Raw genomic sequence first — 22,885 nt, 5'->3', positions numbered from 1 at the left:
ATATGAATTAATAATTGTTACTTATTTTTAAATTTCAAACAAAATTAGATCTATTATTTCAAATTCTAGGGGTGTAAAATCTATATTTATTATAGACAGCCTCTTTCATATACATATCAATATACACCTAAACATCAAAGCACTAGAAGCCATGTATAGTATTTGTTCAGTATTTCAAATACCACGCATTCAATCAATTTTAAACACCTATCTAAAAAAACAAGCCATTTAGCTTATATAATTTTCCCTTTTATAAGAATTTTAAAAAGTAGATTTGTTAAATCGCATTTTGACTTTGAAAAGTTATTGAAAATATTCCGAATTAAAAGGTTTTAATATTGATTTTAAGAAAACCTAAGAGCTCTTTCTAAACGTATATTTTCAAATCTATGCGTTTATTGTACATCAATTTTCACTTTGGTATTTTTAAGGTTTTCTGAAGAAATGATAATATTGCCCTCCCCTTTCTCATTTAAGGCCTGAACAATCATCATAGCTCTACCTTTAAAAGTTTTAATAACGTTAGATTGAAATTTATTTACGTTTGATGGATCACCATTATCTACCCCCAAGTTTTTAATAGGGCCTTCTAATGCAAATGCAATGGTCTGTTCCTGATTTTTAACTGGTACTCCATTTTCATCAACTACCTGTATCAATACATGAGCTACATCTCCCTTTTCTCCGCTTAATTTTAATACATCAACATCAACGTGAAGTTCTGAAGCATTGCTTGAGGTCTTAATCGATTCTTGAATTGTTGTTCCTAAATTTCGTCCAACCGCCTTTAATTCTCCATTTACAAAAGGAAGTTCCCACTTATAAATCCTATCTTGAAAATCGTTCAGTTTTTTTGTACCCAAGGACTTATTATTGATAAATAACTCTATCTCGGGACAATTAGAAATCACTTCAACAATTACACTTTCTTGCCTTTTGTAATTCCAATGTTCATTACTCTTGTGCCAAAACCATAATACATTTTGCCAAGCACCTTCTTTCTTTTCTATAATTTCTCCTTTTTCGAGAATTTTATAAGGTGAATCCTCTGCTGTGTTTGAGGAAATATAAATATGAGGTTCATCCGACCACAAGCATTTGTACATGTGATAAGCTGGCTTTGGATAGGCTATTAAATCCATTAAACCACTGTCCGTTGCTTTTCGAGGCCAGCGAGCGTTAGATTCGCCCATATAATCAAAACCAGTCCAAAGAAAAGTACCTGAAATATGGTCTCGATTCTCAATATCTTTCCACTCGTGCCACTGTGGTACATTTTCGGTACCCATCACTACTTTATTGGGATAGTACTCCTTGGCATAATCGTACATTACTCTGCGATAACTATACCCCACAATATCTAAAGCATCTGTATATCCACTTTCGAAACTTGCAGAAGGTAAAATGCAATTTGCAATGACAGGTCGGGTGGTATCCAATTCTTTAGTCCATTTCGATAACTTTTGAGCCGTCTCTCCAATATTATATTTTTCTGCAGGTAATTTATTATACTCAGCTCTAATCTTTTGTGGAGTATATGGCGGCTGCGACCAAAAGTAGTTACCATCCCAGTTCATATTACCAAAAAACCCTGTTGCTTTGGCATTTCTTGGATAAGTCCATTCTATTTCGTTACCAATACTCCACTGAAAAACACATGGGTGATTACGATGAGCAAGTATGGTATTGGTCAGGTCAGACTTGGCCCAATCCTGAAAATGCTCAACATATCCTCTGGTGATGTAATCATCATGACGTTCGTTCATATTTAGGCGCTTGTCCTTTGGGTAGTCCCACTCATCAAAGAATTCATCCTGAACTAGAAAACCCATTTCATCGCATAAGTCTAAAAATTCATCTGAAGCTGGATTATGAGATACCCGAATGGCATTACAGCCTGCTTCTTTCAAAAATTGCAATCTCCTTCTCCAAACACCTTTAGGAACGGCAGCACCTACCAAACCTGCATCATGATGTAAACAAACCCCTTTTATCTTCATATTCTTTTGGTTTAAGAAGAAACCTTTATCCTTACTAAACTGAAAAGAGCGGATTCCAAAAGATGTTTTATACTCATCAATTAGTTCTCCTTGTTTTATCAGACTTAATTTGGCGGTGTATAAATGGGGTGAATCTACATCCCACAACTGAGGTTTGACAATAGTAATATTCTTTTTAAGAAGACTTGCTCCAACTTTAAAAAAGCAACCTTCATCCATTACTTTCGATACTAAAGCTCCTTTCGGGTCAAATATTTCAGTTACTAAATCGCAGGTTTGATGACTAGCCCACGCATTAGAAACGTTGAGCTCAATATCTACTTCTGCTTTTTCTTCACTTACTTTGGGTGTGCTTATAAACGTGCCCCATATAGGAATATGTAAACGATTAACTGTAATTAATTTTACATTTCGATAGATACCAGAACCTGTATACCAGCGACTATCAGCATATCGTGAATGATCCACTTTAACCACGAGTTCATTCGATTCTCCATGGGTATTTAAGTAGTTTGTTATATCGAAGTAAAAGGGAGAGTACCCGTATGGGTGAACACCTAACTTTTGTCCGTTAATCCAGTATTCAGAATTATTATAAACACCATCGAACCAAACGAATGTTTTTTTATCCTCAGCTACCGGGGTACTAAATTGCTTTTTGTACCAACCAATACCTCCCAGTAAATATCCTGTGCATCCTTCACCATTGATAGAATCAAAAGCGAACTCCACACTCCAATCGTGAGGTAAATTAACATTACGCCAATCAACCGCATTCATATCAACCGCATTAGTATCCTTACTTAAATAAAACTGCCAATTATTATTAAAATTAGATTCTCTATTGAAGCTTTGGGGTTTATTGCAGGCGAGAATAGTTAAAAGCATTGCAGAATATATCAATAGATTTTTCATGGGATTATGTATTCTTTAATTCATCAGATTTTTTTTCACCTAAGTAGTTTCATCCTATTTTATTTTACAGGATCATCCTCTTACATGGTTAATTTGTCTGCTAAAAGTGTACTATAAAAAGCACACTGCTGGGGATAAGGTTATCTATTTCAATTAAACTTTCGTGTCTATAATTAAGCATTATCACAACAAACACTTTATCAATTACAAAACTATCACCACTCCACTCTTTTAATGATATTGGCCAAATGATGATAAACTTGTATATGACATTTATTGTTCATAATAAATAAGTATAACTCACAAAGAGTAAAACAATAATCGATATTAAATAGAACTATAAGGTAATTAGGTAAGGATGAGTCGTATTAATATGGTATTTAATCGATATTGAAAATCTCTTAATATTAAAATTTAGGATGACCCGAAGGCCATCCCAAATAATATCAATTTCTAAAATCTATAATTATGGTCTAAACTCTAACTCTTCAAACTTCATGTTATCAATGTAAATCTTAAGAGGTCCTGTAGCCGTTGGGTTATGTCCTCTAATAACAAAGCCTAAATCCTCAGAAGCTGAAGCTTCATAACGAGTTGTTACTTTATACCATTGGCCTGTCGTTTCAGTGCCATTAAAGTAAACTCCCATCATAGTTGCCCATCCATTATTTGGCAACATCCAAAGGAAATTACAATCCTCAGTTCCAATTTCATCAATATATACCATAAATGAACCTTCGTAAGTTTTACCTTCAACCACTGGAACAGTATTAAGCTTAACACCAGCATCAGTTCGGTAATCCAAAATCGCACCACCGTTGGTATTCATATTGAAGTATAAACTTTTTAATCCTTCGTAAGCCATTGAGGTAGTAACATTGTTACCTTGATTGTATTCTCCCCATTCGCCACCCCACCAAGCATAAGGCCAGTTAGAGTTTTCAGAATTTTCAACAGTTCCATCATAGCCTGTTTCTACGAATAAATCTTTACGAACAAAATCGGCCATTTCGTCGTCGAATGAATCAATTACCATAGCATCTGCAGATATTAAGGTACCTATTGCATCATCATAACTAACTAATATTTCATCTGTATTATAAATTAACTCATCGAGTGTTAATACAATAACACTTGGGTCAGTACTATCTAGTGCAATAGAACTTACCTCAACAGGATAATCTTGTCCATCGTTAGTTACTTGTAAAGTAAATGCTGAGACAGGACAAGTACTTGGGTTTAACACATCTCTACCATACTTTAAGTATAATTTTCCATCCATAGCTTTCACATACTCCAAAATCATTGGATCAGTGGAAGGAACTATATTAAGGTAATCTGTATATACAAGAGTATCTCTACCAAAATCACTAGACGACACCATAGCTAAATCGTATACGCCTACACCACTAATTTTAACTACTGCTTCGCCATTTTTTGCTTCCGTGGTCACTTGATTACCATCTTCTCTCGTAAGAATCCACTTAACATTTGTAGGCTCACCTGTTGAAAGGTCCATATACTTCACCTCTCGACCCGCTTGAACCTCGTTTAATGCACCATTCGCATTATTTAGTTCTGTATTATCTAATACATGCTCAGCCACAAAGTTAGCTCTTACACTGTCCAATACCGTAATCGTAAATTCAGTTGCAACTTCGTTACCATCAATGAATCCATCATTTACATAAACACTATCATTAAAAACTTGATGTAGTTTAACTACCTTTTCGCCAGGTACTGTAAAAATAACATCTAAACGCTGGTCTGTTGAGCTTAATAACTCCTCACCTTCAAGATTAGTTGCATCAGCTGTTAACTCCCATGCTCTTGACTTAACTCCTCTTGAGAAATCATACAAATAAAAGGAACCATTTACTTGAACAGTATTTCCTGAATTTTTTAACGAAGATTCTACAGAACTATGATTTGGCTCGCCTGTAGGGGCATCGTAACTAGAATCACAAGCCGCAAATAACACCGCGACCATTGTAATTATACTTAGTTTAATATATTTTTTCTTCATCTCTTTTGTTTTAATTTATCGGATTACTCCTCTTATTCCAATTCTTTAAGAGCTTCTTCCAACGCTCTCATAATCTCCTGAATAGCTAAATTAGACTGTAACTCAATTGCTGGAATTGGTAAATAATCATGAACACCACTACTATAATCATTGGATGCACTACCATAACTTGGACGTACACGCTCAGTCAAATACAATGGATACAACCTTTCCTTTTCTGTAGGAATGTCACCGTTAGCATCTAACAATAATTCCCTAAGAGTTAGTTCTTCAGCATATCTTTGATCAAACACTTGTTTGGCCATTCCCCATCTTACCAGGTCGTACCATCTATGACCTTCGAAAGCAAGCTCTAATGGTCTCTCAACCATCCTAATATGGTGTAGTAAGTTAGCTGCATTCATTGGCACATAATCAAATTCGTCTAACTCATTTGCAAATCTTACTTTATCTAACTGTGGAAATGATCCTCCATTATTAACCATATAATTTTCTAAAGTAATTACTCCAGCTCTTCTTCTTACATCATCTACATAATTAAGAGCCGTAGTATAATCTCCACTACCCTCTAATAATGCTTCGGCATACATTAGGTAAACATCAGATAGTCTGATCAGACGAATATTAATTCCACTTCTAGCCTGCGTTTGATTATCCTCAGTATCTTTACTATACCAGCTTATATACTTTCTAACTTTTGAACCTTGACCATAGTTAAAGTTTGCCTTACTCTTGCCATTATCCGTATCTAATAATGGTGCGTTATAATATCGCTCACCATCTTCGCCCCAATTGTTCACATCATCGCGTTCAACTAATGCAACGATAGTAGCATATGAACGGCTTGACAATAATTTACCGCTATTAATAGGGTTAGTCGGATCAATCTCATCACCATCAACAAAAAGTTCTTGCATCCAATAAGTTGGCATTAAAGAGTTGTAACCACCAGCAAAAATAGAAGTTAAATAGTTGGCCCAACTTTGCGCTTCAGAACCTGCAACATCACCTACATCATCAGTTCTTGTTCCTGTAATTCCTTGTTTATACTTATCTGAATAAGATACTTCAAGAATAGATTCTTGATTAAATTCATTGATATCAGTAAAGTTATCCATGAAATTATCCACAAAACCATACAATCTATCTTCCTCTACTTTGTCAATAATTTGCTTAAAATAACCTGCTGCGGTATCCCAGTCTTCATTATATAAGTATGCTTTACCTAACATGGCTGTAGCAGCTCCCCAAGTGAATCGACCTTTATTATCCACACCATCCCAGGTTGCAGGCAAGTGCTCCATAGCAAACTCAAAATCTGGATAGATAATGGTGCTATAAACTTCTTCAGACTCGCTTGGAAGTTTATGTCTTTCTTCATCCGTCATTGGTAACGCTTCGTGTATTATAGCTGCATCAAAATCGTTTACCAACCAGAAGTAATTTAAGCCACGTAAGAAACGCGCTTGAGCGGCTATCAAATTCTTCTCATCTTCAGTATAAAAATTGGCATCTTTTAAATAATACAAAATTTGATTTGCACGATAAATACCAATATATAACTCTGACCAACGACGCTCTACAAAAGTTGTTGCATCATTCCATACCAAGTTATTCCATGGGTAGGTCCCCATCCATGTTTCGCCGCTACCTAAATCGGCTCTAGCCATAACATTTACATTTCCTCCACCACAAACACTATTAAACTGTAGAGAACTATATAAAGAGTTTTGCGCTTTATCGAAATCACTTCTACTTTTCCAGAAAGTATCTGTAGTGATTGCATTTGGATTAGCCTGATTTAGCAATTCATCTTCACAACTTGTAAGCAAAGAAAACGCTAAAGCTACACCCAAAGTATATTTTAATATTTTTTTCATCTTATTATAATTTTAATATTACACAGGGTAGTACAAATAATGACTACAAAAATTAAAAATCAACTTGTACCCCTATTAAAAACTTACGTGTAACAGGGTAATTCCCTTTATCAATACCTCTTGTAGAAACTCCATTTCCTCCTACTTCAGGATCATAACCTTCATAATTAGTAAATGTCAATGGGTTTTGAGCAGTTACATAGCATCTTATTTTATCAATACCTCCATTAAACACTTTTTTAGGAATAGTATAACCTAGAGAGATATTTCGTATTCTTAAGAAAGAACCATCCTCTAAGAAATAATCAGTTCTAGAACGGAAACTCTCGGCTTTACTATCTGGTCTTGAAGTTGGAATATTTGAGCCTGGATTTGCTGGCGTCCACATATAATATAAATCCTTATGACGTCCGTTAGCATAAGCAAATAACTTAGAACCATTGTAAACCTCATTTCCATGAGAATAATACAATTGCATACTTAAATCAAATCCTTTATAATCTGCATTTAAAATTAAACCTGCTTCAAAATCTGGCATCCCTGAACCTTGATACACACGATCACCTTCATCAATTTTACCATCTCCATTTGCATCCATTAGCTTCACATCTCCTAATTTTGCATTGGGTTGAATAGCCGTTTCGTTACCGTCTTCATCTGTATGAACATGTGCATCAATTTCCTCTTGTGTATTAAAAATACCATCTGATTCAATTAGGAAAAAAGCTCCAGCCTCATATCCAGGTTTCATGTAAGTAGTTACATCCTGGTTTGGAATCCAAGCTGTTGGTTGACTTCCTGCTAAAGCAATCTCATTCATTGTTCCTAAGCTGGTAATTTCATTTATATTTTTAGTAAATGTACCAGTTACTTGCCAAGCAAGTCCCCATTTAGTTCTAGACTTATAGTAAGAAGAAAGCTCGATACCTTGATTGGTCATGTTACCAATATTCATCCATAAAGATTTATATTGATTTGAATAATCATGCTCTACATTAGTACCTGTTGAAGCTGGTAGGTTTACCGCTAATAACATATCCTTTTTGTCATTTTTATAAACATCTGCAGTAAAACTAAATTTACCTCCAAACATTAATAAATCGACCCCTATATTACGTGAAACATTCGTTTCCCACTTCACATCACTTGCAAAACCTCTTGTAATAGAGCCAGCTCCTAAAGATCCATCATTATCCGTTTCTGCTCCTAATGGATAATCTATGTTTGAATTAACGTAAGCAGAGTAAAGATAATCTGGAATTCCTTGGTTACCTACTTCACCATAACTACCTCTTAACTTTAAATTATCAATAGCATCAACACCATCCATAAAATTTTCTTCACTAATATTCCAACCCGCAGAAACACCAGGAAATGAAGCGTAGCGATTATTTTCACTAAATACAGAAGATCCATCATGACGAACACTTGCACTAAATAAATAACGATCGTCGTAATTATATTGTACACGAGCTAGTTTACCTACGATTCGGCGATAATTATCCCTACCTGTCATAGAAATCATATCTGAACCTGCATCAAATACCGATGTTTCATTGCTCTGAAAATTTCTTTTCGTAGCTGAAGAATTATGTATATCAATTTTCTCAATTGTATACCCTAATAGAGCAGATACCGTATGCTTGTTAAAGCTTTTTGTATAACTCAATACATTCTCCATAGTATATTTCAAGCGAGTTTGATGATCCTCTCTTAACTCTGCTTCTGCTCTACTTCCTAAAGCATTAGGCTCAGTATCTTCTGCACTATTATAAATTAACAATTGAGGTTGAAATTGCTTTCTATGATAGTTATAGTAATTCATCCCTAAGTTTACTTGGTAAGTTAAACCAGGTATAAATTCATATTTTAAGTTAGTTGCTAGATTATAGCTATTTTCTTGTCTATCGTCATTTACATTTAACTGACGTGCTAAGTAACCAACATGATCTGGGTTTGTACCTGAAATGATGATTTCATTTACACTAGGATCAATTTGTTGCAACGGTGGTCTATACGGACCTTGATACATCGCTAATTCATATAATGCCCAAGGCTCTTGTGCTTTATTAGAATGCAACATACTTAAACTCGTAAATGCAGAAAATTTACCTTTTTTAAGATTGGCATTAGCCCTTGTTGTAAATCTTTCATAACCTGAATTGATCAAGATTCCATCCTGAGCAAAATAATTGGTATTAAAGTTATACGTTAAGTCTTCTGTACCTCCCGATAAGGTTAAGTTATAATTTTCAATAGAAGCATTGTCATTCTGAACCTGATCTACAAAATCAGAATCATAATCCATAGCATCAGGATTATCTCTAATAATAGGAGAGCTTGAACCTACTAAACTTTGTTTCCATTCGTCTACATAAATATGCTCTTCAGCATTAAGTAGCTCAGTACCAGAAGTAATATTTTGAATACCATAATACCCAGCAAAACTAACTTTCATTTGTCCAACCTTACCTCTTTTGGTAGTAATTAAAATTACACCGTTAGAAGCACGAGTACCATATACAGCAGCTGCGGCACCATCTTTTAAGATATCAACAGTAGCAATATCTTCAGATGCTATATTAGGATTTCCTTCATACGGAATCCCATCGACAACATATAATGGTTGTGTAGAACCGTTGATAGAACCTAAACCACGAATTTGAATATTAGCTTCATCACCAGGACGACCACTACTTTCTGTTACATTAACACCAGCTACCTGACCTTGTAATGCTTTGGTAAAATCCGAAGCAACGATTTTGGTCATCTCATCAGATTTAATCTGAGCAACTGCCCCTGTTAACTCCTTTTTCTTTTGAACACCATAACCAACCGCTACAATCTCATCTAAAGAAACTACATCATTTGCAAGCGCAACAGTTATTTGCGTTTGATCTGTTACAGTTACTTCTTGGTTAGTATAACCAATAAATGAATATACCACTACATCACCTGTCTTAACTTGTAATGCATAATTACCATCAATATCTGTGATGGTTCCGTTAGTAGTATTTTTAACTACCACACTTACCCCAGGAATAGGTTCGCCCGATTCCTTTTCGGTCACCACACCTGTTATTTGTTTTTCTTGGGCTAAAAGAGTACCCATAGAAGTAATCAGGAATGCTACCACGAGTAACAGCTTTCTTGATTTTGTTCTAATTTGTTTCATAAACTGAAATTTTGATTTAATAATTTACCGATTCATTCAATTTATAATTCAGCTTAAGTCTTCTTGCAACTTGTTATTAAATGCTGAATCATGTTAACAAATGTAAATTGTATGGCACTGCACATAGGGGCGCAAAAAAGCAGTTTGAGGGAGGTTATTTGATTACAAAAGTGGCATATGAAAACACAAAGGGGGCGTATGAAAACCGCGTATTTATTAAAGACTATTAAGTTTTAACACTTTTAGTATTAAATATAAAAAAATGGTTATTTTTGAATTAGTTACATTACTTAAATATTAAATAATGCTAATAGACGCACTCAAATACCATATTACCTTTCTTACATTACTTATTGCATTCATCATCACTGGTCAGTCATATGCTCAAGGTAGTACCTCTTCTTTTAAAATATCTCACTTAAAGGAGCAGGCACAAAATGATGTTAACTATATATATAAGGACAGACATGGCTTTATGTGGATAGGTACTTTGGATGGACTGCATCGTTATGATGGCTATGTTTATAAAACCTATAGAGTACAAGCTGATGGAAATAGCATACAAAGTAACTTAATAAAAAGTATTGACGAAGATAGTTTTGGCAATATTTGGATTGGCACCTACAATAAAGGCATATCTAAATTAGATCCCTTAACGGAAACTTTTACTAATTTTTATAATACCTCAGACAACAAGTTATTTAACAGCAATGATGTAACCTCTTTACTTGTTGATGAAAATAATGTAGTATGGTCGGGTAATTGGCTAGGCGTAAACAGAATTCAGTTAGATTCTACCATGAATAAGATTATTCAGGTAGATGTAATTAACTCAGAAAACATTCAGCTTCCTGAGTTTGTAAATGAAGTAAAAGCCCTTCATCAAGATAAAAATGATAATATATGGATAGGGACAAACTTAAGTTTGTACAAAATCATCAATCCCAACGCCTCTATTGCTGCTTTAAAGTTTAAAGAATACGAAATAAATGTAGAAAGCATATGTAACAGCGATAGCGGTATTTTTATAGGTTCATACGATAATGTTTCACATTTATCTAATACAGATAAGAACAGTACACCTGAAATACTACACAATACTCGCGGAAGTGCTGTAATCTATCAAAACAACACATTGTGGATAGGTAACAGAACTGGTTTATACACACTAGAAAAGAATAGTAGAAACACTTGGAATATTACAAATAGATTTCAAGAAGATTTTACTAGCAACAGCATCAGTTGCAACTTAATTTCGCACCTAAGTACGGACATTAACCAACAGATTTGGATAGGAACACGTGGCGGTGGTGTTAATGTAGCTTTTGAGCAAATCAAGAAATTCCAGCATTATGAACACAACATTACAGTTGGTAGTTTGAGTAACAATTTATGTCGAAGCATTTTTGAAGACCACCAACAAAACCTTTGGATTGGAACTGAAGAGCAAGGCGTTAACTTTCTTCGCAAAAACAACAGCTATAGCAATGGATTTCAGAAAATTGATGTCAACAATGCTATTTCAACCAATAGAGCCTATTGTATAGAAGAAACGGTTTTACCACATTCGAAAAAACACAAAAGTTTAATTTGGATAGGTACAAGCTGGCCTAACAACTTAACTATTATTGATCCTGAAACTTTACAAGCCAAACCAACACCTGCTTCTAATTTTGACATAGGCTTTATTTTTGCGTTGAAGTCAACCAACGACTCTACTTTATGGGTAGGTACATATGGTGACGGACTATATCGTTTTACTTTAGATAAAGATGGAGAAATCATTTCCAGAATAAATATGCTTCCTGATCTTAAGCAAGAAGGCGCTATTTCTTCATTTATTATTCGTAGTATTTTTCAGGATAGTAAGGGAAACTTATGGGTAGGAACGGACAAAGGTTTAAACAAGTTACCTCTTGATGAAACAAACTCGGATCAGCCTAAATTTGAAGTTTTTACTAAAGGTCAAGAAACAGGAAGTTTACCTCATGAATACATATTACAAGTATTCGAATCAAAAGACGGTACCATTTGGATTGGAACAATGGGAGGCGGTTTATTAAAACACACGTTACCTTTAAGTGATGAGCACATTTCATTTACTTCATATACCACAGAAAACGGACTACCCAATAATACCATCAAATCTATTAATGAGGATAAAAATGGTTATTTATGGTTATCATCCAACAAAGGTTTAACCCGCTTTAACCCTAAAACAGAAGAAGTTATCAATTACGATATTAAGGATGGTCTTCAGGATAATGAATTCGCTGAGATTTGCTCGGCCACAAGAGCAAATGGACAAATAGTGATCGGAGGAATTAAAGGCTTTAATGCATTTTATCCCGAAGAAATAAAATCGGATACCGAAGAACCTAGACTTTTTTTAACGGAGTTCTATATTAAAAATCAAGAAATCACGCCTAGTCCAAACAGTGTTTTGAAACAATCTGTACAGTTTACCGAGGAAATAAATTTAAAATATCGAGACAACAGTTTCTCTTTTGGTTTTGTAGGTTTAAATTATAATGCGCCACAAAAAAATAACTACCAATATATATTACAGGGATTCGACGAGCAGTGGTACAAAGCCCATTCTGACTATCGCATTGCGAAATACACCAATATACCACCTGGTGAATATACTTTTAAAGTAATCGCCTCAAATAGTGATAATGTATGGAGCGATGAACCGGCCCAGATAAAAATTACTATTGAACCGCCTTTATATAGAAGCAATAAAGCATTTGCACTTTACTTTTTAATTGTGATTGGTTTTATGTTACTACAAAGGTATTTATCAGCACAAAAAAACAATCGACGTAACGAGCTTGTTCTGGCTAATATTGAAAAGAATAAAGTTGAAGAAGTTTCGCAGATGAAACTAAAATTCTTTACTAATATCTCTCATGAATTTAGAACGCCACTCACTTTAATTTCTGCACCTCTGGATAAGTTGATAAAAGAAAATGATATATCACGACCTAAGGAACGCATGACCTATTTTAAATTGATGGATCAGAATATTAAAATCATGAAACGTTTGATTAATCAATTAATGGACTTTAGAAAGTTAGAACAGGACAAATTAAAACTTAACGTTCAAGAGTTTAATATAGGTGATTTTGTTAAAACTATCTATTTCTCCTTTACTGAACTGGCCAAACAAAACGGAATCGATTATCAGATAAAAACTTCTAATCCTGAGCTTACTATTTATGCTGATCCGGAAAAACTTGAAAGAGTTATTTACAACATTATAGCCAATGCATTTAAATATTCTCCCAACAATAAAAGTATTGAGGTTGGAGTAATTAAGGATTCAACTAAAGTAATTATCTATGTAAAAGACAATGGAATAGGTATAAAAGAAGAAGCTAAAGCACATATTTTTGAGCGTTATTTTAGAGACAGAAGTCAGTTACAAGGTAATGTGGGTGGCACAGGTATAGGATTAGCACTCAGTAAAAGCTTGGTGGAATTGCATAAAGGTGAAATTTCATTTGAAAGTACTGAAAATGTAGGAAGTGAATTTAAAGTTTGTATTCCATTAGGAAAAGATCACTATAATAGTGCTGATTTTGCAGAACTAAACACAAGTTACGAATTTACCAGTCCTAGTACAGGAGCTAACGCCATTGATGATAGCATATCAGAAGTGATTCAATCACCTGAGATAAAACCTCGTGTTTTAATTGCTGAAGACAATCATGACTTACGCATATTTATTGCTACCTCTTTAAAAAATGATTTTGATGTAATACAGGCTGAAGATGGAAAAATAGCACTAGAATTAATCATTGAGCATATGCCCGATTTAATTATCAGTGATATTATGATGCCTGAGATTGATGGAATTGAACTTTGCAAACAAGTAAAAACTACCGAAGCAACAAGCCATATTCCAGTGATTTTACTTACAGCCAAAAACACTGTAGAATCACAAATTGAAGGATACGAAACAGGTGCAGATAGTTACTTAAATAAACCTTTTAATATGGATGTGCTGCAAGCCTCTATTCAATCCATATTAAAAAACCGAGAACAGTTAAGAAAAAAGTTTCAGAAAGAGATTGAAATATCACCAGATTTGGTAGCCAACAATTCTACCGACTCTAAGTTTATGGATAAGATATTAAGTATTATTCAAGAGCACTTATCCGACTCTGACTTTTCTGTGGAGATGCTGGCAGAAAAGTATGGTGTTTCAAGAATATATTTGAACCGAAAGATAAAAGCCTTAACAGGAGAAACTTCTAATCAGTTCATTAGAAACATTCGACTAAAACACGCTGCTGAATTACTAAAGCAAGGAGAAATGAATGTTTCAGAAGTTACTTGGATGGTTGGGTATAATGATCTTAAAACATTCAGAACTAGATTTAAAGAGAAATTTGGCGTTAGTCCTTCGGAGTTTGCCAATAGTAATACTTAAAAAATTCATATTTGATAGGTCATCGGTAATTATACCATAATGACCTATCCACTGAGGTTATAGTTTTCAAATACAGCCTGTATCTATTTAATTACCCTCCCCTAATCGTTTCTAATTCATCTTACTTTTAGGTTACTAAAAAAATAAAAAAAAGAAACTAACATGGTTATAACAAATTAATTAGGCACTAAAACCTAATTAATTTGCTCTGACTATCACCTTTTTTACTAATTAAAAAATGATGAAGAAAAATACCTCCATGTTACTTGCAATAATACTGATCGTATCTTATGCTTGTAACCACAATGAGAAAAATGAGCAACTGATGCTCTACCCTCTTTCAACAGCTAATAATCCGACAAGTATTATTACTAACGATGCTAAGGTTGAGCAGGAAAATATTAACGGAAAGCCTATAATTAAAGTTAAAACTGGCAACAACATTCCTAAACCGGGTATCATCATTAAAGAACCTCAGGAGAAAGCATGGGATTTAGAAGGATATTTTCAAGTAAAAGCTGATGTTTCAAATACTAGTAATGAGGACATGCAGGTGGAAATGTTTGTGGGTAACGATCCAGATGGTTTAACACGATGGTACTGCTCCGATTATGTGGATTTGTTACCAGGAGAAGCTAAAACAATAACCGTTGATTTATCATGGACTCCTTGGGTATTTAATCCGCAACTTAATATAGTGGGTATGCGAGGTATTCCAGGAAAAATTAAAACAGATCTCAAAGCCATTGATCAAGTTTCTTTTAATGTCCGTTATGCAACCTCTCCTAGTTCTTTTGCCATCCATAAACTATATGCCACTGGTAAAACAGAAGAAAGAGATACTTCTGGATTTTTTCCTTTTGTAGATGAATATGGACAATATAAACACAAGGAATGGAAGAATAAAGTGAATAATGATGATGAATTAAAAAAATCATTAGAAACCGAGTTAGCACAACTAAAACTTTCTCCTGAAGCAAAAGATCGTAATAAATACGGAGGATGGACCGCTGGCCCACAGTTAAAAGCAACAGGATTTTTCCGAACAGAAAAAGTGAACAACAAATGGTGGATGGTAGATCCTGAAGGCAGATTATTTTGGACCGCTGGTATCAATTGCGTTTCCAGTGGAACTGGAACAACAGGCGTTGAATATAGAGAGGACTATTTTGAAAACCTACCTAATAAAGAAAGTGAGTTTACCCCTTTTTATGGACGCAGCAACTGGGCATCTCATGGTTTTTATAAAGATCATAAACCCTATGACACCTATAATTTCATCGCCTCAAACCTTTATAAAAAAAATGGTAACAATTGGCTAGACGAATTCCGCACCTTAACGCATAAAAGACTAAGAAGTTGGGGAATAACTACCATAGGGTTTATGTCGGACAGAGGATTAACCGAGCAGCAAAAAACGCCTTATGTAGGTTCAGTGTGGATTCGGAATACGCCAACCATTGAGGGAAGTAGTGGCTTTTGGGGTAAATTTCATGATGTATTTGATCCCGGATTCAGAGAGGCCGTTAGAAGTTCCATGGAGCGTCAGAAAAACGGAGCTGGAGATCCTTGGTGCATTGGCTTTTTTATAGATAATGAAATGTCCTGGGGTAAAGTGGGTTCTTTATCTATAGGTACGTTAAAAAGTCCTGCCACACAGCCTGCTAAAATTGAGTTTATTCATGATTTAAAATTAAAATACAGAACAGTTGAGTCCTTAAATAAGCAATGGCAAACCACACATCATACATGGGAGGAGTTACTGGCTTCTGAAACTATTCCTAATGAAGAATTTGCTCATAAAGATTTAGTTGATTTCTATACAAAAATAACGCAAACGTATTTCCGAATTGTAAGTGAAGAATTAGAACGTATTGCACCTCACCAAAACTATTTAGGTTGTCGTTTTGCCTGGGCCAATAACGACATTACAATTAGTGCGGCTGCTAAATACTGTGACATTGTAAGCTTTAATAAATACGAGTATAGCGTTGAACACATTGAAATGCCAGAGGGTGTTGATAAACCTATTATGATTGGCGAATTCCACTTTGGTGCCTTAGACAGAGGTATGTTGCATGTTGGGGTAAAAAAAGCCAGTAATCAAACAGATAGAGGTATAAAATATCAGGAGTATATACAAGGAGCCTTGCGTAATTCTTACATTGTTGGAGCGCATTGGTTTCAGTATACCGATCAACCTTTGACGGGGCGAGGTGATGGTGAAAACTATAACGTTGGTTTGGTCAACGTTTGTAACATTCCGCATTACGAACTCATTGAAAAAGTGCAAGAAACATGTTATGGCATGTACGAATACAGAACTGAGAACTAGGAAAATACTTGACAAAGCATCATTTAAAAATAGACAATAAAAAAAGCGTGTAGCCAATAATTAACTACACGCTTTCTATATATCATTTGTATAAACTTCTATCCTGCTCCACCCATTTTTAGCACTTTAATGCTATCACCATCGTCTACTACGTAAGCTCCTTTTTGCATTTTACCATTTACAACAAAAGCCATACGAGGTTCAGTCTTCGGAATATCAAAATATTTCTCAACCAATTCAAAAGCAGTCATTGAAGTTTCTAATTCTAAAGTCTCCTCACCTACTATCTTTTTTCTCAACTCTCCTAACGCAGAAATAGTTATTTTTTTCATCTATGTAATAAAATTTAACTGAATAAACTTAGGTTACAAAACTAAGTTTATTTCAGTTAATTCTCAATTTTCTTATCACAAGCTTTTGATGAGCCCCTAGCTCATTAACTCTTCTAAACGAAGCTCTACTAGTTTTCCTTTAAGAGGAGCACCATCAGCATCCATACCTGCCATGTGATAATACAGCTCTTTAGCTTCTTCAAATTCCTTTTTATCAATAGCAACACCTTTAACCGCACCGTTGGTCATTGGCGTAAATACACGCTCTGGTAAGACTTCATCTTTAGCTGTAATACCACACTTGGTATTAAATAAACGTCCCATTACAATACTGCGCTCTGCAGCTTGAATCAATTCTTCCAAAGAAAGGTCCCAACCCGTAATGTGATTTACTAAATCTGGTAAATGCTCCATTAATATCATTCGTCGACTCGGCTCCGCAAGGAAAATACAAATATCTAGCATATCCATCACTCCCCATAGCTTTTGAAGAATAACAAAGGCACGTACTTTTTCATGATCTAATGAACATGGATCTAATGGTTTACGAATACCCCAATTAAAAAGCGTATAAACATTACCATCAGCTAAAGCTTTAGGATCTTCGTTTGGCTCACCCATAAAACAGTGATCATGCTCTACTACAACATGATCGGCACCATTTGGAGAAACGGCGTAACCTAAAGCAACATTCCATTTACCACGACCTTCATGCGCCGCAAATTCCATCTTTTTAGAAGTCATTGCATATTTTGGTGCATCACCACCAATTTTTTCCGCTGCACGATAAGCTCCTTCTGCTAAAATATCTCCAAACCCTTTACGATGAGCGATATTCTCAATCATTCGTAAAAAGGCATTCTCATTACCAAACTCTAGTTCCAATCCATCTGTATCTTCTTTGGTGATGATACCTTTTTCGTAACACTCCATGGCAAAGGAAATAGTCATACCTAAACCAATAGAATCCATTCCGAAACGAGCTACCATTTCATTTCCTTTACAAACAGTTACTGCATTAGGGATACCACAGTTAGAACCGATAGATCCTAATGTTTCATATTCTGGAGCACCGTATGCTGGATCAATATTTTTATCTGGATCTTTAGATTCCTTTTTCACCACTTGCTTACAACGTACAGGGCATGCAAAACAACCTTCACGCTTGGTTTCCATTTCCTTTTCAATAGTAATTCTATCAATTTGCTCAGCATGTTCAAACTCTCCCATCTGGAAGTTATGCGTAGGTAAAATTCCCATACCGCTTAAAATAGTTGGCAAGCACATGGTACCTACTTTACCAAATCCATCTAAACTATCCTGATCTTTCCAGTTTTTACCAAACCACGAGGCATATTCTTTGACCTTGCCTACTTCTTTCATAAACTCCTTGTTATCGCCTTTAACAGCAATAGCACGTAAGTTTTTAGAACCAAATACAGCACCCATACCTCCACGGCCATTCCAGTGCTTTAATTCGTTACAAACCGCAGCAAAGCGAACCAAGTTTTCTCCTGCAGGACCTGTTTGAAGAACACGTGCTCTTTTTTCGCCCATCTCTTCACGAATAGCTTCTTGAACAGGACCAGTGTCTTTACCCCAAAGGTGTTTAGCACTTTTTATTTCTACTTTATCATCCTGAATACATATATAACATGGTTCAGCAGCTTTTCCTTCTACTATAATAGCATCGTATCCAGCAAATTTTAATTCTGGACCAAAGAAACCTCCCGCCTCAGACTTACCAAAACCTTCAGTTAATGGACTCTTAGCTCCTACAGAGAAACGAGAAGTACCTGCAACCGGAGACCCTGTGATAACACTAGGAGCAACGATTAATTTATTTTCAGGACTTAATGGATCAACATCACCACCAACCTCTTTATTTAAAAAATATCCGATGATATTAGTACCACCAATATACTGCTTAAAAAAATCCTCACCTGGACTTTCAACCTTCACAGAAGAATCTGTAAGATTAATACGCAAAATTTTATTTCTGAAACCGAATGCCATTACGATAAAATTATAATGATTAAAATTTAGATTTAAACGATACTCAAAAATAATCATTTCGCTTTTATCCTACAGGGGTATTTACGACTTATTTACCTGATAATGAATTTTTTCGAGTTGCATTTTTCTGCGAATCCTACTTTACAATAAAACAATAAGTTATATTTTACAGATTATCACGAAACTTTAGTTTCAGAAGCTTTGTTCAGTTTATTATTATCATTTACCACCCTGAACAATAACTATACATACCTTATTTAAGCATTACAAATACGGAATTATGAGGGAGAACTAATAAATATAAATTCATCTTATAAAAAGATCAGCACTAAAACTAAGTACAAGAATTTCTCATTTTTTCGATGGTTTAATTTAGCTTATTAATGAAAGAAAATTAGTAAAATACTTAGCACACAAATACAATTATCTGAAAAAATAAATGTGAGCTAATTAGACTTATCGGGCAATCAATTTTTATTTTATAAATTGCATTTTCAAAATTAGTCTTAAGGATGCTAAGCAAACAAGAAGAATCAAGATATCAACGACAACTTATTTTGCCTGATTTTGGCGAAAGTGCTCAATTAAAATTGAAGAACTCTACCGTTTTTGTAGCTGGTGCAGGTGGATTAGGTGGTCCTGTATGCTTTTATTTGGCTGCTGCAGGAATTGGTAAACTTATTATCTGCGATAGAGATACAGTAGATTTAAGCAATCTGAACAGGCAAATACTTCATGGCACCGCTGAAATTGATGTACCCAAAGCTGATTCTGCCAACAAAACGCTATCAAACCTAAATACAGAAATAGTTATTGAAACACATAACACTTCCATTAATGACGATAATATTGAACAGCTTGCAAGTATGGCCGATATTATAGTAGATTGTTTGGATAATATTGCCACCCGAAACGTATTAAACAGGTTCAGCATAAAAAATAAAATTCCTGTAATGCATGCTGGAATTGATGGATGGAATGCGCAGCTTACCTTGTTAAACCCACCTCTAACAGCCTGTATGAGTTGTCTGTTTGATGAAGCTATTGATACAGATGAGCCTAAACCAGTTTTAGGTGCTGTGGCTGGTGCTGTTGGAACATTGCAAGCATTGGAAACTATTAAATACTTAACGGCTAAGAGTTCGGTGGAAAATACTTTATTATTTTTTGATGCCTTGGGTTTAGAATATCATAAACTTCCTATCGAGAAAAATGAAAATTGCAGTGCTTGCAGTCATCTCTAACTTAAAACTTTAATCATCATGGCAGGATCAAAAGGTTCAAAATACTACGATATATTTCTGGATTACTCCATTCAGTTAAACCACAAAAAAACGGGTGAGATAATGAATAGTCTTCATTTTGCTCTTCTTAATGCAATAGAGGATATTGGATCTATAAAAGAAGCAGCAGAGCACATGGGTATTAGTTATCGCAAAGCATGGGGCATTATTCAAAAAATGGAAGAAGAGCTTGGTTTTAGCGTAGTCAATCGTCAACGTGGAGGCTCTCATGGGGGAAAAACAACACTGACCGAAGATGGTATAAAACTTATCCATGCCTATTCAGGACTGAGAGAAGAGTTCGACAAATCCATCCATGATATGACCAAGAAGTTCTTCCAAGAGTTAAATCATTAGGGAGTTATCTAATCTTAGCGCTCGACTCTTTTCCTTATTTATTCTAAATATAAATAGACTGTAGCGAATGGCATTTTATTGCAATTCCATTACATTTGCATCCGAATTGCATATTATTTCCACTCGCTAACCCTCCGAATTTAAGGTAAAAGACAAATAACGATGATAGATTTTAAAGAGGCTATCCAAACTATTCTTACGAATGTTGAAGTGTTAGGTACAGAGAAAGTACCGTTAAAGAGTGCGCATAATAGGGTTCTGGCTGCAGATACTTTTTACGATGTTGCGCTACCTCCTTTCAACAAATCAGCGATGGATGGATATGCCTGCAAAATGAGTGATATAGCCAAGGAGCTTGATATTTTAGAGGTGGTACATGCAGGTAAAAAACCTGAACATGAAATTGGAGAAAACCAATGTGCTAAAATCATGACGGGAGCTGTAGTTCCTGAAGGTGCCGACTGTGTGGTAATGAGAGAGTACGCGGAGGAAAAAGAGAATAGAGTTTCTTTTACTATCGATAAAACTAAATCCAATATTTGTTATACAGGCGAAGATGTGAAAGTTGGAGATTTGGCACTTCCCAAAAACACCCTTCTTAATTCGCGACATATGCCTATTTTGGCTGGCGCAGGAATTACAAATCCTGAAGTTAAATGTCAACCAAGAGTATCTGTTTTCGCCACAGGGAGCGAGTTAGTTGAACCATCAGAACAACCTCTCCCCTTTCAAATTCGAAATACCAACTCATCGCAAATGATGGCTCAAATTGAGGAAATTGGTATTACCGGAAAATATGGAGGTATTATTACGGATGACTTTGAAGAAACCAAACAGAAAATTGCCTACGCCTTTGAAAAAAGTGATGTAGTTATTTTATCGGGTGGAGTTTCGGAAGGCGACTTTGATTTTATCCCTTCAGTAATAGAAGCTTTAGGTTTTGAGACTTTAATCAGCAGAATTTCCGTACAACCAGGTAAGCCTTTAATTTTTGCCAAAAATAAAAACAAATATTGCTTTGGCTTAGCAGGAAACCCTGCTTCATCGTACGTTCAGTTCGAATTATACATCAAGCCATTTTTATATCAGTTAATGGGGTACGAGTTAGAGCCTACTATAGTTAAAGCCAAAATTAGCGCAGAGTACATCCGTAAAAAAACAGATAGGTTAAAATTTATACCAGCATTTTTAAAAGAAGACCTAACGGTTATGCCAGTTGAATACCATGGTGCTGCGCATATTAATGCTTTAGTGCATGCCAATGCGCTAATTCAAATGCCTATTGGAGTATCAAAATTTAGTGAAGGAGAGATAGTTGATGTTAGACGGATATAAAAGAGAGATTAACTATTTAAGAATTTCGGTAACCGACCGCTGTAACTTAAGATGTACTTATTGTATGCCTGCTGAAGGTATTCAATTGATGCGTCATGATGAGGTTCTTTCATTGGAAAAAATAGCGGAAGTAGCTCGAATAGGTGCAGAGAAGTTCGGTATAAAAAAAATACGATTAACTGGTGGAGAACCGCTGGTTAGAAAGGGAATAGTTAGTTTGGTGAAAATGCTCAAAGCTATTGAACATATTGATGAAATTAGCATGACTACCAATGGAATTTTACTCTCTAAATACGCCAGCGAGCTAAAAGAAGCTGGGCTAAGCAGAGTAAACATTAGCCTTGACTCGCTGAATCCTGACAAATTTAAAGATGTTACACGAGGTGGCAACATTGAAGATGTCTTTAAAGGAATAGAAACCGCTAAAGAAGTGCAACTTACTCCTGTAAAGATTAATGTAGTTAAGATGGATTCTTCTAATAAGGATGAGTTAGAAAAATTAGAAGAATTCTGTCAACAGGAAGAATTAAAAATTCAGTACATCAAACAAATGAACCTTGAAACAGGAACCTTTTCGCAAGTTGAAGGTGGTCAGGGTGGAAATTGTTCTATATGTAATCGCTTACGATTAAGTGCCGATGGATATTTAAAACCTTGCTTATTTAGCAATCAGGCATACAGTATTAAAGAATTAGGTATTGAGAAGGCGTTTAATTCAGCGCTACAAAACAAACCAGAAAAAGGAAAAACAAGTCATAAACATGGCTTTTATAATATAGGTGGGTAAGAAAAC

General features: G+C 35.1%; 12 protein-coding genes. 6 read left to right on the top strand and 6 right to left on the bottom strand.

Features of this window, described 5'->3' with window-relative positions:
- Positions 1-395: 395 nt before the first annotated feature.
- The 4 genes from A8L32_RS01580 to A8L32_RS01565 all read right to left on the bottom strand — a co-directional run bounded on the left by A8L32_RS01580 (position 396) and on the right by A8L32_RS01565 (position 9,996).
- Positions 396-2,915 carry a glycoside hydrolase family 2 TIM barrel-domain containing protein gene (locus A8L32_RS01580; protein WP_075589940.1) on the bottom strand — a complete coding sequence of 840 codons (2,520 nt, stop codon included), beginning with the start codon at positions 2,913-2,915 and terminating at the stop codon, positions 396-398.
- A 466-nt stretch (positions 2,916-3,381) separates the two neighbouring features.
- Positions 3,382-4,941 (bottom strand): hypothetical protein, encoded by a 1,560-nt coding sequence (locus A8L32_RS01575; protein ID WP_075589939.1) that lies wholly within the window; start codon positions 4,939-4,941, stop codon positions 3,382-3,384.
- A gap of 32 nt (positions 4,942-4,973) precedes the next feature.
- Entirely contained in the window at positions 4,974-6,821 is a 1,848-nt protein-coding gene (locus tag A8L32_RS01570) for a RagB/SusD family nutrient uptake outer membrane protein (RefSeq protein WP_075589938.1), read from the bottom strand.
- A 52-nt stretch (positions 6,822-6,873) separates the two neighbouring features.
- Positions 6,874-9,996 (bottom strand): SusC/RagA family TonB-linked outer membrane protein, encoded by a 3,123-nt coding sequence (locus A8L32_RS01565; RefSeq protein ID WP_075589937.1) that lies wholly within the window; start codon positions 9,994-9,996, stop codon positions 6,874-6,876.
- 304 nt (positions 9,997-10,300) lie between these two features.
- Between A8L32_RS01565 and A8L32_RS01560 the strand changes: the two genes are divergently transcribed.
- Positions 10,301-14,434 (top strand): hybrid sensor histidine kinase/response regulator transcription factor, encoded by a 4,134-nt coding sequence (locus tag A8L32_RS01560; RefSeq protein WP_075589936.1) that lies wholly within the window; start codon positions 10,301-10,303, stop codon positions 14,432-14,434.
- A gap of 238 nt (positions 14,435-14,672) precedes the next feature.
- Entirely contained in the window at positions 14,673-16,769 is a 2,097-nt protein-coding gene (locus A8L32_RS01555) for a beta-galactosidase (RefSeq protein ID WP_075589935.1), read from the top strand.
- A gap of 98 nt (positions 16,770-16,867) precedes the next feature.
- Here the strand turns inward: A8L32_RS01555 and A8L32_RS01550 are convergent, their stop codons facing one another.
- Positions 16,868-17,101, bottom strand: coding sequence for a MoaD/ThiS family protein (locus A8L32_RS01550; protein WP_075589934.1), 234 nt, complete (start codon positions 17,099-17,101; stop codon positions 16,868-16,870).
- A gap of 96 nt (positions 17,102-17,197) precedes the next feature.
- Positions 17,198-19,117: an aldehyde ferredoxin oxidoreductase family protein gene (locus A8L32_RS01545; RefSeq protein ID WP_075589957.1), complete on the bottom strand. Its 1,920-nt coding sequence runs from the start codon at positions 19,115-19,117 to the stop codon at positions 17,198-17,200.
- Positions 19,118-19,629: 512 nt separating this feature from the next.
- Here A8L32_RS01545 and A8L32_RS01540 point away from each other — a divergent pair.
- The 4 genes from A8L32_RS01540 to A8L32_RS01525 all read left to right on the top strand — a co-directional run bounded on the left by A8L32_RS01540 (position 19,630) and on the right by A8L32_RS01525 (position 22,879).
- Positions 19,630-20,361, top strand: a complete 732-nt coding sequence (locus A8L32_RS01540) for a HesA/MoeB/ThiF family protein (protein WP_075589933.1) — start codon at positions 19,630-19,632, stop codon at positions 20,359-20,361.
- Between the two features lie 18 nt (positions 20,362-20,379).
- Positions 20,380-20,757: a winged helix-turn-helix domain-containing protein gene (locus A8L32_RS01535; RefSeq protein ID WP_075589932.1), complete on the top strand. Its 378-nt coding sequence runs from the start codon at positions 20,380-20,382 to the stop codon at positions 20,755-20,757.
- Between the two features lie 162 nt (positions 20,758-20,919).
- Positions 20,920-22,092 carry a molybdopterin molybdotransferase MoeA gene (locus A8L32_RS01530; protein WP_075589931.1) on the top strand — a complete coding sequence of 391 codons (1,173 nt, stop codon included), beginning with the start codon at positions 20,920-20,922 and terminating at the stop codon, positions 22,090-22,092.
- Positions 22,076-22,879, top strand: a complete 804-nt coding sequence (locus tag A8L32_RS01525) for a GTP 3',8-cyclase MoaA (protein ID WP_075589930.1) — start codon at positions 22,076-22,078, stop codon at positions 22,877-22,879. The genes A8L32_RS01530 and A8L32_RS01525 overlap by 17 nt, the downstream gene beginning before the upstream one ends.
- The last annotated feature ends 6 nt before the right edge of the window (positions 22,880-22,885 follow it).

The sequence above is a fragment of the Labilibacter marinus genome, from assembly GCF_001659685.2.
GTDB lineage: Bacteria > Bacteroidota > Bacteroidia > Bacteroidales > Marinilabiliaceae > Saccharicrinis > Saccharicrinis marinus.
This window is presented reverse-complemented; position numbering and strand designations above follow the sequence as displayed.

Coding starts and splice junctions, on each gene's coding strand:
- A8L32_RS01535 (WP_075589932.1), top strand. CDS start 20,380: ATGGCAGGATCAAAAGGTTCAAAATACTACGATATATTTCTGGATTAC.
- A8L32_RS01560 (WP_075589936.1), top strand. CDS start 10,301: ATGCTAATAGACGCACTCAAATACCATATTACCTTTCTTACATTACTT.
- A8L32_RS01575 (WP_075589939.1), bottom strand. CDS start 4,941: ATGAAGAAAAAATATATTAAACTAAGTATAATTACAATGGTCGCGGTG.
- A8L32_RS01525 (WP_075589930.1), top strand. CDS start 22,076: ATGTTAGACGGATATAAAAGAGAGATTAACTATTTAAGAATTTCGGTA.
- A8L32_RS01540 (WP_075589933.1), top strand. CDS start 19,630: ATGCTAAGCAAACAAGAAGAATCAAGATATCAACGACAACTTATTTTG.
- A8L32_RS01545 (WP_075589957.1), bottom strand. CDS start 19,117: ATGGCATTCGGTTTCAGAAATAAAATTTTGCGTATTAATCTTACAGAT.
- A8L32_RS01555 (WP_075589935.1), top strand. CDS start 14,673: ATGATGAAGAAAAATACCTCCATGTTACTTGCAATAATACTGATCGTA.
- A8L32_RS01580 (WP_075589940.1), bottom strand. CDS start 2,915: ATGAAAAATCTATTGATATATTCTGCAATGCTTTTAACTATTCTCGCC.
- A8L32_RS01570 (WP_075589938.1), bottom strand. CDS start 6,821: ATGAAAAAAATATTAAAATATACTTTGGGTGTAGCTTTAGCGTTTTCT.
- A8L32_RS01550 (WP_075589934.1), bottom strand. CDS start 17,101: ATGAAAAAAATAACTATTTCTGCGTTAGGAGAGTTGAGAAAAAAGATA.
- A8L32_RS01530 (WP_075589931.1), top strand. CDS start 20,920: ATGATAGATTTTAAAGAGGCTATCCAAACTATTCTTACGAATGTTGAA.
- A8L32_RS01565 (WP_075589937.1), bottom strand. CDS start 9,996: ATGAAACAAATTAGAACAAAATCAAGAAAGCTGTTACTCGTGGTAGCA.